This is a genomic window from Janthinobacterium sp. GW458P (genome assembly GCF_002127585.1).
In the GTDB taxonomy this organism is placed as follows: Bacteria; Pseudomonadota; Gammaproteobacteria; order Burkholderiales; family Burkholderiaceae_D; genus Janthinobacterium.
Genome location: NZ_NEGZ01000050.1, coordinates 1 through 12,524 on the forward strand (window position 1 = coordinate 1; position 12,524 = coordinate 12,524).

Annotated in this window: 11 protein-coding genes and 1 pseudogene; 4 read left to right on the plus strand and 8 right to left on the minus strand. The window is 65.7% G+C overall.

What is annotated here, in order from left to right; all coding sequences use genetic code 11:
* Positions 1 to 709: 709 nt before the first annotated feature.
* Positions 710 to 892 (plus strand): annotated as a pseudogene (locus tag CBW50_RS21865) (integrase core domain-containing protein); the annotation flags it as partial.
* On the opposite strand, the gene CBW50_RS29485 reads toward CBW50_RS21865, so the two are convergent.
* From CBW50_RS29485 to traJ, 7 genes are all read right to left on the minus strand, one after another.
* Entirely contained in the window at positions 879 to 1,298 is a 420-nt protein-coding gene (locus CBW50_RS29485) for a hypothetical protein (protein WP_172404854.1), read from the minus strand. The pseudogene CBW50_RS21865 and the gene CBW50_RS29485 overlap by 14 nt on opposite strands.
* 68 nt (positions 1,299 to 1,366) lie before the next feature.
* Complete coding sequence (locus CBW50_RS21870) at positions 1,367 to 4,609, minus strand: zincin-like metallopeptidase domain-containing protein (protein ID WP_226935960.1); 3,243 nt, start codon at positions 4,607 to 4,609, stop codon at positions 1,367 to 1,369.
* Complete coding sequence (locus CBW50_RS21875) at positions 4,581 to 4,853, minus strand: hypothetical protein (RefSeq protein ID WP_086147503.1); 273 nt, start codon at positions 4,851 to 4,853, stop codon at positions 4,581 to 4,583. Before CBW50_RS21875 ends, CBW50_RS21870 begins: the two co-directional genes overlap by 29 nt.
* Positions 4,854 to 4,892: 39 nt before the next feature.
* A complete protein-coding gene (traF, locus tag CBW50_RS21880; RefSeq protein WP_086147504.1) occupies positions 4,893 to 5,429 on the minus strand; it encodes a conjugative transfer signal peptidase TraF in 537 nt (178 codons plus the stop codon).
* Positions 5,426 to 7,336, minus strand: coding sequence for a type IV secretory system conjugative DNA transfer family protein (locus CBW50_RS21885; RefSeq protein ID WP_086147505.1), 1,911 nt, complete (start codon positions 7,334 to 7,336; stop codon positions 5,426 to 5,428). The genes traF and CBW50_RS21885 overlap by 4 nt, the downstream gene beginning before the upstream one ends.
* A complete protein-coding gene (traI, locus tag CBW50_RS21890; protein WP_086147506.1) occupies positions 7,333 to 9,561 on the minus strand; it encodes a TraI/MobA(P) family conjugative relaxase in 2,229 nt (742 codons plus the stop codon). The genes CBW50_RS21885 and traI overlap by 4 nt, the downstream gene beginning before the upstream one ends.
* Before the next feature lie 64 nt (positions 9,562 to 9,625).
* The gene (traJ, locus tag CBW50_RS21895; protein ID WP_086147531.1) at positions 9,626 to 10,003 is read right to left on the minus strand and encodes a conjugal transfer transcriptional regulator TraJ; all 378 of its coding nucleotides are present in this window, start codon (positions 10,001 to 10,003) and stop codon (positions 9,626 to 9,628) included.
* 369 nt (positions 10,004 to 10,372) lie between these two features.
* Here traJ and CBW50_RS21900 point away from each other — a divergent pair, with 369 nt between their 5' ends.
* The 3 genes from CBW50_RS21900 to CBW50_RS21910 are packed head-to-tail and all read left to right on the plus strand — an operon-like array spanning position 10,373 to position 11,927.
* Positions 10,373 to 10,765 carry a TraK family protein gene (locus CBW50_RS21900; protein ID WP_086147507.1) on the plus strand — a complete coding sequence of 131 codons (393 nt, stop codon included), beginning with the start codon at positions 10,373 to 10,375 and terminating at the stop codon, positions 10,763 to 10,765.
* Complete coding sequence (locus tag CBW50_RS21905) at positions 10,765 to 11,490, plus strand: conjugal transfer protein TraL (RefSeq protein WP_086147508.1); 726 nt, start codon at positions 10,765 to 10,767, stop codon at positions 11,488 to 11,490. Before CBW50_RS21900 ends, CBW50_RS21905 begins: the two co-directional genes overlap by 1 nt.
* A complete protein-coding gene (locus tag CBW50_RS21910) occupies positions 11,490 to 11,927 on the plus strand; it encodes a conjugal transfer protein TraM (RefSeq protein WP_086147509.1) in 438 nt (145 codons plus the stop codon). Before CBW50_RS21905 ends, CBW50_RS21910 begins: the two co-directional genes overlap by 1 nt.
* Here CBW50_RS21910 and CBW50_RS21915 read toward each other — a convergent pair.
* Positions 11,907 to 12,506 (minus strand): IncP plasmid survival protein KfrC family protein, encoded by a 600-nt coding sequence (locus tag CBW50_RS21915; protein ID WP_139842593.1) that lies wholly within the window; start codon positions 12,504 to 12,506, stop codon positions 11,907 to 11,909. The two genes, CBW50_RS21910 and CBW50_RS21915, sit on opposite strands and share 21 nt — an antisense overlap.
* Between the last annotated feature and the right edge of the window lie 18 nt (positions 12,507 to 12,524).

Genomic DNA, 12,524 nt, shown 5'->3' on the forward strand with positions numbered 1-12,524 from the left:
CACGTGGCTGTATCCTTGATCCAGCACCAAGCATGCTGCCTGCTGTTTGAATTCAGGGGAAAACGTACGTCTTTGCTTGCTCATCAAACACCTCTCTGTGGCGAGCATTCTCGCCTAAATCAGTGTCCGGGTACATTAAACCACTACAAAACGCCGATTTATCATACGTGGCCTTTCAAGCTGACTTTGTGGGAGACATGTAGCGACGGCGCGCACGAGGAAACGCTAGGACGCGCAGGATTGCTTCCTTGGGGACTTTTGTATGCCTGCATGTAAGCCCACGCGACAGCGGCGCCCTGCTCGCCCTGCAGGCGTATTCCATGTTCGACTACCGCTGTCAGCGCCGCATTCTTTCGAGCTTCACATTCCATCGCCGGCTCCAATCTTATTGTCATGCATAGTTCGCCTAGGCTTATATCTTATCGCAGGCACATTGGTGAAACCATCAACCTCATCTTGCACACCCGCTACTCGCGGCCTTCAATGAGTAGACGGCTTTAGCGTTCGAAACTCCGCGCGAGTCAAATCCGGGTATTCGATGTGAAACTCGCAGAGCCAGACATCACGTAGGATTTGCTCAGGACGTTGTTCGAAGGGGATCGTGTAGCGTTCCGGTCGTGCCATTGGCTGGATGACGAACCACTTCAACGCGAATAGTGTGCGCCTGCTCGATGGCATGCGCACATTTCCCGCCATGCGCGCTGTCGGTATGGAGCGGCTGTTCCGCAGCTTCAAAACGGAATGGCTGCCGTCAACCGGTTACATGACGGCACAAGAAGCACAACGGGACATCAGCCATTATCTGATGCAACGGTATAACTGAATACGGCCACATCAGTTCAATCAGGGACTGGCACCGGCCGTCGCCGAAGAAAAACTTAACGTAGTGTCCCGGATGGGTTGGCCACTACACTCATCAACGCGTCCTTATCAAAAAACGGCACTCCTTTCGTATCGGTACCATCGGAAAAATCCGACACCCTCCGGGCAAAATAGGCACACGGCCCCTCCCTGCCATCAAAAACAGCAAGAAGGAACCAGGCTTGATCACCATCTGGTCTGCATGGCTGCCATGCAGACAATGCCCCAGCAGAATCTCCGGCCAGGAACCTCATGTAACTATCCACAGCCCGAGCATCATCTTCCATCCACACCCGCATTACCTCCAAGCAGTGCTCTTGCAGCCAGTTTTGCCACCGCTCGACTTCGTCAGCTTCGAAGTGAGGCAAATCAAGATGACTGCGCGCGCTGCCCGCACGCACAACCAGCGGCGCGGCCTTGATCGGCAAGACGTTCATTTTCGGGCCTCCGTTTCATTGCTTCCTGCTTCTGCCCCATCTGAAATGGGCCGCCACGCCGCATACAGTCACTGCGGTCCTGACCTGGCTAGCCGGCGCTGCAGCGGTTCCCGCGCAAGAGACAAGACATCCTGATTGGCATTGGCCTGCCGGCTTTCAATTTCAGACTGCACAACTGGCCGCACCTGCCGGTCCAGGCCTTCCATGCCCAGCCGGCTCTTGCTGGCCAGGTCATTGAAGTCGGTGTACCCCTTCGGATCAGCCGCCTGCTCGCCCGGGGCGAAGATGGGCAGGAGCACGCGGCCGCCAGTCAGGCGGGCCGCTTCCTGCGCCTTGGCCTTGCCGGGGTTGACGCCCTGTGTCGCTTCCAGGTGCTGGTCGTTGTCGCCGGCGATGATCACCGGCTTGCCCGGGAAACGGCCGTGCAGCGCCTTCGCCACCAGCGGCAGGTTGCCGGAGTCAAAAGCAGCCACCGTGGCGAAGCCAACCGACTTTGACAGGCTGGCGGCGGTCGCATAACCTTCCGCGATGAGCAGCGCAGGCGCCCGGGCCAGCGCCTCCAGGCCGCCGACGGCATGGAAGCAGCCTGTCTTGCGGCTGTCGCGCGCGAAGCGCTTGCTGCCATCCTCGCCGATGTACTGCATGCTCCATTGCTTGCCGTCGGCGTCGGTGGCGGGAATGTAGCTGGTCTTGCCTGCCTTGTCGGTGAATATACCCGGGGTTGGCTGCAGCCCCTTCGATACCAAGTACGGCGTCGGTTCCGCCATCGGCAGCAGGCTGGCCATCTGCCGCATGACGCAGCCTGCGGCTGCCTCCTGCTGCTGCGCCTGAGCGGCCTGGCGTTCCTGCAGCCTGGTGGCCGCTTCGGCCTGTAGCCTGGCCTTCTGTTCCGGGTCCAGCGCGTAGCCCTTGTACTTCCAGTCCATCGCCTCGCCCGTCTTGTTGTTCTTGATATGGCCTGCCGGATGGCCATCGAGGTGGGCGACATAAAAGCCAGAACCGGAATGCTCGCTGTGCTTTTCCCCTTCCACGGTGATCCGGTGCTTCTGTCCATCCATCACGGGGTGCTCGCCGCTCACCACGCAGCGCAGGCTGCGCAGCGCATCGGCAAACTCTTCCTGCGCCGTCATGGCGGGCCCCTGCTGGGGACCTGCCTTGCCGGGCATCCAGCGTGCCAGCCGCGCCATGTTCGCCTTCGCTCCCGCATACCAGGACTTCGCTACCTTGTCCCATGCCGCGCCCGCCGCCTTGGCCAGCTTGCGTTCGCCGTAGGGCACGGCCAGGTACTGGCGCGGCTGGCGCGGTGCAGATGGCATACCGTCACGCGGTTCCGGTCCGCCAGCACCTTCCGCTGCGGGTTGCCGGTGCCACTTCCCGAACACGGCGGGATCGCCCCCGGGCGGCACCGTCCACGATTGCGCTGCCCTGTCCCACCGCGCGCCCAGGGCCTTGGCTTCATCCTTTTCCCTGAACGGCACGGCAAGCAGCACGCCGGTGCCCGGTGCGGCCTGGCCGCTGCCCTGTTCAAGCTGCGCCACCCGGCGCTGCAGGTCCGCGCTGCCGGTGACGGCGGCCAGTTCCGCGCTCTTGCGCGCTTCGCGGGCCGCAACCAGGTCTTCCGCGACGCTTGCAGGATCGCGCCGCACCCGCTCTTCATGCAATCTAGCCAGCTTCACGGCCTTCTCGCGTTCGTCCGTTTCGGAGTGCGCGTCGATCAGCGCCAGCCTGCCCGCCAACTGCGCTGCTTCGCGTTGGGTGCCGCAGTCGGCCAGCCACTGGTGGCGGCCATCGGCCTGCTGCGCGTAGACGCTCCAGAATTCCGGCCTGAGGCCCAGTTGCTCGGCCGATGCCTCCTGCTGCTCCCCATCCACCTCGCCAGTGGCCATGCCCTGCACCATCACGCGGCCGTTCCAGTCGTGCGGCAAGGTAAAGCCCAAATGCCGCATGGCGGCAGCGTCCAGAACGGCACCGGCTTCGCTGCCTCCACCACGCACTACCTGCAGCCGTGCAAGGGACACCTCGCTGTCGCCCGTATTTTCCGTTTCCGCCTTCATGATGGTCTCCCCTTCCACCCGTTCCGCGCGCTTCTCCACCTGGGCCGCGCCGGTCAGCTGCCAGTGCTGTTCCTGAGCCGCTGCCACGGCCTGCTCCACGTCCGGCGATGCAAAGCGCTCGCATTCGAAGTCGCCGTCCGGCCCCCACACGACGCCAGCGAGTTTCCGCCCGTCCGCCGCCTCCATGCTGCGGTTGGCGGCCTGCGACTTCTCCACGTAGCAGCGTGCCGCTTCGTCCAGCGAGGTGAAGGACTGCGAAAACAGGTCCTTGCCGCCCACGCGCTCCCTGACAGTGAAACTTGCAGCATCCGCTGCAACAGGCGCCTGCTGCGGCGACGCAGCCTGCCCCAGCGTCTGCACCTGTTCCAGTCCCAGCACATAGGCCTGGATCTTCTCGGCCCCGGACGCGGCGCGGAAAATCTCCAGCGGATCGGACTGCAGCGCGCGTATCCATGATCCGACATAGGCCGCGTGCTGGCCGGGATCGTGGCCTATACCCAGCTCGTCGCCCAGCAGCATGCTGGCGATTTCCGCGCGCAGCTCTTCCCGCGCATATTCCTCGCTACCGAAGGGATGGCCAAGGTCGCGGCCCAGCCGGCTGACGTGCCCCGTCCAGTGCCCGAGTTCATGCAGCGCCGTCGCATAGTAATTGTCCGCCGTGGGGAACTGCTCCTTGCCCGGCAGATGGATGGTGTCGGTGGACTGCCGGTAAAACGCGCTATCGCGGCCCTCGCGACCGCCATGCTCGATGGTCGCGCCCGATGCCTGCAGTATCCGCTCCGCACGCTCGGCCGGCGCCCAGGCAGCAGGAGGCCGTGGTGCCAGCGGCGCCAGGCCGTCGATCTGCGACGCGTTGAACACCGTGGAAAAAAACATCTGCGGCCGCTCCAGCCTGACGGACTGCCGCGCCTGGCGGCCGTCGCTGCCCAGCACCGGTTTGCCGTCGGCATCCGTCTGGCCCTGCTCCTCGCTGAATTTCCAGTACTGGATGGGCGTGCCCTTCTCGCCCTGGCGCACCTGCGCACCGGCGGACGCTGCCTGCTTGTAGGTCATCCAGCGCTGGTCCGCATGGCCTTCGCTCATCAGGTGCAAGGCGTTGATACCCTTGTAGCGCTTGCCCGTGGTGGGATTGAACGGCAGGAATGCTCCCGGCTCGCCCGGCTGCCAGGGCTTTTGCCAGGGCGCCGTGCCTTCCCTGAGCTGCGCCACCAGCTTCTCGGCGATCGTTTCAATCAGTGACTTGGGCAGGTCGTTCATGGCTGGTACTCCCTGTCAGGGGCAGCGGCGCGCTGGCATCGGCCAGGTCGATGACGCCTGCCGCCGCATCGTGTTCATCCACGGCATCCTCGGCAAAGGAGCCGGCCTGTTCGGCTTCATCCGGCGCGAACTCGGCCAGGCTGCCTGGTATGGCGGCGTCGCCCAGCTTTTCGCGCAGGACGGCTGCCATGGCCTGTTCTTCGGCCATCGCGCCACCGGTCTGCCTGTCTCGTGCATTCTTCATCGGTTTCCTCCACTTCTACGCGGTTGAAAATGGGACGTGCTACCAGGTCAGCACCGGGACGATCACCGTGCGGACCTGCATGCGCTGAACGGGGCCGAAGTAGCGCGCGTCAAAAGACCGGGGATTGGCGTCCGCCATCAGCAGCAGCTGGAATTCGCTGAGGGTGTATTGGTCGGTCTGGAAGCGCGCCATGGGACGGCCATTGCCATCGGTGGCCAGCGGCGCGCTGTGCGCCAGCAGGCGTCCGTTGACGCGCACGCCGTCCGGCGCCACGCTGACCGCGTCATTGCCCGCGCCAAGCACTTTCTTCATCATGTAGCCATAGCCGCCGGGACAGAAACCCGCGCCGATGTAGCCGCGCCGGCGCGCCTCCTCGAACACCCCCAGCTGGGGCGGACAGAACATCACGTAGCGCCCGGGCGCCACCGGGGCCGGACTGGTCCAGTACAAGCCGCGCGGAATGCTATGGCTGCTGTTGATGCGCGCGCCAGCCAGGTGGGCTGCCACGCCCAGCACCAGCAGCGCGGCGCCCAGCGAGGCGCTCCAGGCGCCGAGTTTCACGCATGTCCGGTTCATAGCCGTATGCCCTCCCCGTCCGCAGGCCGGTGCGCGTGGTGCAGCTTGTCGCTTTTCGTGGGCGCGGGGATCGCGGCGCGCGCCTGGAAGACCGCATCCTGGAAGTACAGCGGCTGGCGGCCGTAGATCGCCGGATAGCCTGCTACATAGACGACCATGTCGCCGGCCTTCTCGATGTCGCCGCTGGCCGACTTGACGGGGCCGGGCATGCGCAGGCACTCGTCCGGCGTGAGCAGCGGGCGCTGCGTCTCCTGGATGGTGCGCGACACCTGCGCCAGCAAGGCGCTGGTGCGGCGCCCGCTCGTCGTGACCTGTTCCTTCGCCACCGTGGTCTGGCCCGTCAGCTTGGACAGGTGCTCGGCCGTCTCAAGCCGGTTCGGCGGGTAGGCATTCTGGATATGGCAGCTCGAGGTGATGCTTTCATCGGGACCATAGCCCGTTTCGCGGCTCTTGAGCTGGTTGATGTCCTGGCAGATCAGGTAGCACTTGATGCCGTAGCCGGCAAGGAAACCCAGGGACTCCTGCATGATGTCCAGCTTGCCCAGGCTGGGAAACTCGTCGAGCATCATCAGGAGGCGGTGCCGGTAGCGCGCCACGGGACGCCCGTTCTCGAAGCTGACGCGGTCGGCCAACTGGCGCACGATCATGTTGACCAGCACGCGCACCAGCGGGCGCAGGCGCGCCTTGTCCGTCGGCTGCGTGACGATATACAGGCTCACCGGCCTGTCGTGGTGCATCAGGTCGCGGATGCGGAATTCCGAGCGGCTCACATTGCGCGCGACGATAGGGTCGCGGTACAGCGACAAATAGGACTTGGCCGTCGACAGCACGGAACCGGCTTCCTCCTCGGGCCGGTCGAGCATGTCGCGCGCCGCCGAACCCACCACCGGATGATTGTGCCCGTCGGCGTGGCTGTAGGTGATCATTTCCATCCACAGCTCGCCGATGCCCCGGTTCGGGTCCGCCATCATGGCGTCGACCACGGACAGGGTGGCCGTCGTGCCTTCGGCGCGCGCCTTGTACAGCGCATGCAGGATCACGCCCACGATCAGCGCCTGGCTGGTCTTTTGCCAGTGCGTCTCCAGCCCCTTGCCGTCCGGGTCGACGATCAGGGTGGCGAGATTCTGCACGTCGCCCACCTCGTGCTCCGTATCCAGGCGGATCTCGTCGAGCGCATTCCAGCACACGCTGCCCTTGGCGGCGGCCGGCTCGAAGTACAGCACCTTGTTTCCCGCATGCTTCTGGCGCCAGCCCGAGGTCAGCGCCCATAGCTCGCTTTTCAGGTCGGTGATGACGGCGCTGTGCGGCCACGCGAGCAGGGTCGGCACCACCAGGCCGACACCCTTGCCGGAGCGGGTCGGCGCGTACGTCAGCACGTGTTCCGGCCCGTCGTGGCGCAGGTAGTGCTGCCTGCCCGCCCGGTCCAGCCAGGCACCCACGTACACGCCGGCGCTGGCCGGCTGCGCCCTTCCGGCCAGCAGCTGCCACGGCGAGCGCGTCGCGGGCAGCAGGCCGGCGGCGCAGATGTCCGTGATGTTCGCCCAGCGCGCCGAGCCGTGCAGGTACTCGCTGGCGCGGGCCGAATTCACCGAGATCATCCTGGCCACCAGCAGCCCGATCAGGCCGACGCCCGCGACGCTGATACCCACGCTGCCCGCCTGCAGCAACGCACCCGGATACTGGCCGCGCCATCTGGCAGCCCAGCCGACGATGGCCCATGGCGGATAGACCTGGCTGGCATGCCAGCCCAGCGCGCTCTGGTAGTGGAAAGTGTGGGCAAAGAACTGGGTGGCAGCCTGGAAGCCGCCAACGAGGGTGAGCGCGGCCAGCGCGGGGATGGCCTTGCGGGCGCCCCGCCGCGCGCTGCGCACCTGGGGGCCGACGGCATTATTGAACCTGTCTTTCATCTGGTCCGTCCTTTCGTCTTGATGACGCCGTCAAGCGTCACGGTGACGGCATCACCGGGGGCCAGCTGGCGCAAGCGCCTTGCTGCTGCGCCGCCCACCGGCAGGACCATCGTTGCCGCGCCGCGCTCCAGCAGCGCCAGCACCTGGCCGCCCGCCTCGCGCAGCCCGGCAAAGACAGCCGGCCCCTTGACACCATCATATCGTTCAAATTTCGGTATATCGGACAATCGCGGCGTTGTTTGTTCCTGCTCAAGGAGGAAGGCATCCACTGCCGCCGAGCCGGTATCCCGCCTGTCCGCTACGCCTCCCCGCCCAGGAACATGCCGTCGCACGCGCTGATCTGCTGCGGCTCCTTGCTGCTCCACGTGACCAGGTACATCACGCGGCAGTAGCACTTCAGTTCCACTGCCGATGCGAACCATACCGAGTTGGGACAGCTTTCGCAGACGGTTCCTGGCTGCGGGCGGCGGATGGCCTCCAACGCCGCCAGGGTCGGACTGGGAGTGGGAGCCGCGCCGGTGTCTGGCGCCTGCGCGGCCGGCCGCGGTGGCGGCGCGCGCTCCAGCGATTCCAGCGCCTGCTCCAGCAGCGCGTCGCGCTGCGCCTTCACCGGGCTGTCCGCCCCGGAGCGGTTGCCTTGCCTGTTCATCCTGCCTCTCCTTCGTGCCCCCGGCACGCAACAAGTCCTGCCGGCGCCGCTCCAGCACGGCGTCGTCGAACGTGACCGCCAGGTGCGCGGCAGCCGCCGCCTGGATGACCTGGTCCTGGAACGCGGCGCTGCCAGCGACATGCAGGCAGCTGCCATAGCGCGAAACCGCCATGTCCAGCACCAGCAGCAGGCCCGCCTGCGTGGCGCCGCGCGTGATTTTCAGCTTATGCCCGTCGTCGCGGATCGTCGTCGCGCCAGCGCAATAGATGAGCGTGCCATGCTTGGTCACGCTGTCCTGCCGCAAGCCGCCAGGCGCCTGCGGCCCGCTTGCCTCACTTGCCAGCGCGCTGCCGGCCAGCGTGTTTCCTGCCAAACCCTGCTTGCCGCCGCGTGCGCGCAGGGCGGACAGCGCCTGTGCGTCGCCGGCCCCGGCACGGGTGCGCAGCCAGTCTGCCCATGCAAGGCGGCCATGCTGGCTGCGGATGGCGCGGCGCTCCGCAAGGTAGCCGCCGTTGATGCGTTCGATGTCCGCCATGAGCGTCTTCGCGGCTGCCGCATGCAGGATGCGTTTGGCAAACGGGCCGCAGGCAAGCATGCGGATGGCGGCCCGCTTGAGCCTGCCCCGGCGCTTCGCCTCGGCAATCAGGCGCTTGTGCTGTGCGCGTGCACCGGCCAGCGCGCCAGCGTGCATCTGGACTGCTTCCCGCTGCTGCTCCTGGTAAAGCGCATACAGTGCGGCCGTCTCCACGCGCAGGCGCAGCGGCTGGCGAGTTTGGCCCGCTTGGCTGGCATGGCAGCCTGTCCCGGCCGGCCCGGGAGTGAATGGCCCCAGCCGCGCTTCCAGGCGCGCCCTGGAACAGTCGCGGTGCACGGAGCTGGCCTTCACGGCCATGCCGTCTTCGGCCAGGATCACCAGGCCATTGCCGCGTTCGCGCAGCGCCAGCCCGTGCCCAAGCAGCACGCCGTGCAGTTCCTCCCATGAAGTCGCTTCCCGCATCTGCGCATGGCATGCGCGGCGCACCAGTCCCAGCAGACTCTCGATGCCGGCGTGGCGCTCCATGTCCATGGCCCGGCTGGCAGCCCCCGTTTGCCGCGCCTGGTGGTTGTCGCGCTGCAAGCCGAACTCGTCTTCCAGCGCCGCGCACAGCTGGCCCAGCGTGGCATGGTCGCGGTAAGGCTGGTGGATCGTGTAGCGGGTGGGATGGATCTTGTTGATGGCGATATGCACGTGCAGGTTGTCCGTATCATGGTGCACGACGCTGATGCGCTGGTGCGCCCCATAGCCCAGCCCGTGGCAGATACGCGCCTCCACGGCCTGCAGCACGGCCGGGGGCGGTTCCTCGCCAGCGGGAAAGCTGAGGATCAGGTGATAGGTCTTGTCCGACAGCGCGCGCTGGTTCTGCGCCTGCGTGTTGAGGATCTCGGTGACGCCCACTGCGGGCCGGTCCGACTGGCAGTTCGTGACCGTCACGCAGCCGACGCGTTCCCGCTTGGCCTGCGCGTCGGCCAGGTAGGCTAGCAGGCTGGCAAAGCCGCTTTTCCTGGCCACCTTCATGGGAACATGCTTGGCAATCATGCTGCTCTCCCCCTGCTGGGCTTCGACTGCCGTTGACCGGCCGGTGCCGCCAATTTTTTAGCGGCTAAAGTCCGCGCCCCTGCTGCGGCAAGACCACGGCGCGCATGACGGCATGCATTTCATCCTGGGTATCGGCGATCTTGGCCAGCACGGCGCGGATCGTCGCCTCGCCGAACGCGGCAGTGCGCTCGTCGTTGGTCAGCCACAGCTTCAGCAGGCCGCCCAATCGGCCCAGGTCGCCATTGATGCGCGCCAGTTCCTCGACGCGCCGGTGATCGAGGATGCCCGGCAGCCGTAGGCCCAGCCCGACCCTGCGCAGATAGGCCGCCACCGGCAGCCCGGCCGCGGCTGCCAGCCGCTTGATCTGCGCTTCTTCGTCTGGCAGCACCGGCACGCGCAGCTGCCGGGCCTTGCGGGTGGTGGAGTGTCCTGGTTCTTGCATGGCGTCCTCGCGGTTGGCGCGGCACGCGCAGGCCTCGCAGAGCAGGATGTCCGTTGAGCGCCGCAGGCGCGAATAAGGCACCGTGAAGAGAGATAACCGGCCCGCCGGTTAGCTAACTTCACCTATCCTGCCCCGGCCCGCACAGCGACCGAGCCATTTAATCGTAGGACAGGCTTTCGATTTAACCCTTGTTCTGGCACAAAACGGAGCGGATTTTATCGGTCACTATTCCGAAAAGGCCTTTAAAGGCCTTATTTGCCTCCAACCGTGGCATATCAGGCTTCAACCGTGCCAGATTGGTGGTTCAACCGTGCCAGTTTTGTGGTGTAACCGTGCATCTTCCGCATAACGTGAAGGGGAATAAATACCATGGAGAAACCCTATGCCGAACAACTGAGTGACTGGATCAAATGCAGCAAGCCGGCCAAGCGCGACCAATACCTGGTCGCCTTCCTCGCCGTCAGCGACGATGTACGCGCCGCACTGGCGGCGGGCTTTCCCATGAATACCATCTGGCGCCATATGTATGCCTCGGGGCGCGTACCGTTCGGCTACGACACGTTCCTGAAGCACGTGCACCGCATGCTGAAAGCCACCGCACCGGCCGGGGAGACGGCTGGACAAGGCGTGGCGCCGCAGCGGCTGGCATCCCGCCAGTCCCGCGCGGCTTCCGGGAAACCGGACGCCGTGACACCCCGCCCGGCGCCAGCGCCGGCCGGCTTCCATTTCAACCCGATCCCGGACAAAAAGGAGCTACTGTAATGGCCCATATCCATATGATGCTGCAGGGAAAAGGCGGTGTCGGCAAGTCGCTGATCGCTGCCATCCTCGCCCAGTACATGCTCAGCAAGGCCCGCACGCCGCTGTGCATCGACACCGATCCCGTGAATGCCACCTTCCATGGCTACCAGGCGCTGCGGGTCCGGCGCATCGACCTGATGGAAGAGGAAGAAATCAATCCGCGCGGCTTCGACGCCCTGATCGACCTGGTGGCGCAGGCGCAGGGAGACGCCATCATCGACAACGGCGCCAGTTCCTTCGTGCCGCTGTCGCACTACCTGATCAGCAACCAGATCCCGGCCTTGCTGGCGGAACTCGATCATTTGCTGGTGGTGCACACCGTGATCACGGGCGGCCAGGCCCTGCTCGACACCATCAGCGGCTTTGCCCACCTGGCCAGCCAGTTTCCGCCGGAAACCCGCTTCATCGCCTGGCTCAATCCCTACTGGGGTCCGGTCGAGCACGAGGGCAATGGTTTCGAGCAGATGAAGACCTATCTGGCCAACCGTGAACGCCTGTCTGCCATCGTCCGGCTGCCCGTATTGAAAAAGGAAACCTTCGGACGCGACCTGGCCGGCATGCTGCAGCAGCGCCTGACCTTCGACGAGGCGCTGGCCATGCCCGCGCTGCCGATCATGACGCGCCAGCGCCTGAGCATCATCCGGCGCCTGGTGTACGGCGAACTCGATGCCGCGATGGTGCTGTGATGGGCGACCAGACCGAGGAGCTGCTGCGGGAAATTGCCGCGAAACATGGCATTGCCGTCGCGCGCGACGMCCCCATCCTGGTGTTGCAGACCATCAACAGCCGCCTGATGCAGGACAGCGCCAGGGCCCAGCAGGTTCAGCTGGATCGGTTCAAGGAGGAAATGGAAGAGCTGTCGCGGCGCTGGAGCACGGACGCCAGGGAAAAGGCCGAACGCATCGTCAATGCGGCACTGGCCGCCGCCCGGGAAGCCATGGCCGCCGCCATGCAGGAAGGAGGCCAGCAGGCGGCAAGGGCCGCGCGCCAGGAAATCGACGGCGCCCTGCTCCAGCTTGCCCGTCCCGTGCGCGCCGCGCATGCCATCGCGGTGTTGAATGTCGCCGCCGGCTGCCTGGCCATGCTGGCGGCAGCCGTGGCCTCATGGGCCGTGCTGAGATAAACCCAGCCGCGCACCGCGACCGGCTTGCAGTACATGGCTGCGCTCGGGGGCTTGCCGCTGCAGCAGCTTTTCCAGGCGCTGCGCCTGCTGCTGCGCATCCCACTCGCTGGCCAGCCCGGGATGCCGGGTACGCAGCTTGCGCGCAGCCAGCTCCTCGATGCGCGGCGCGTGCACGCCCATGCTGTCGCGCACCTCGCGCACCAGTTCCAGGCGGCCCAGCAGGCGCTGCATGGTTTTCTGTTGCTGCTGCACCTGCTGCTGCCACTGCGCGCGCGTGGCGGGAAAGGCCAGCAAGCCCGGCTGCTGCATCTGCGTGCGCTGCAGGCGCGATGCCTGCGACTCGATCAAGTTCTCCAGCCTGTCCTCGATGCGCTCGACCTGCTCGTGCTTAGCCTCGAGCTGCGCCGCCAGTGCCGCGCCATACTGTGTGTCCAGCGGGGCGGCATCCAGCATTGCCGCCTGCTCCAGTTGCTCCTCCGCTGCCTGGTAAAGCTGCGCATCGGCCTGCATCTCGGCCCCACCTCGCGCGCCAGAGCTAGCAGTCCTGCCTTGCTGCGGCCGCTCCATCGATAGTTTCATGATCCGCCTCCGGTTTTA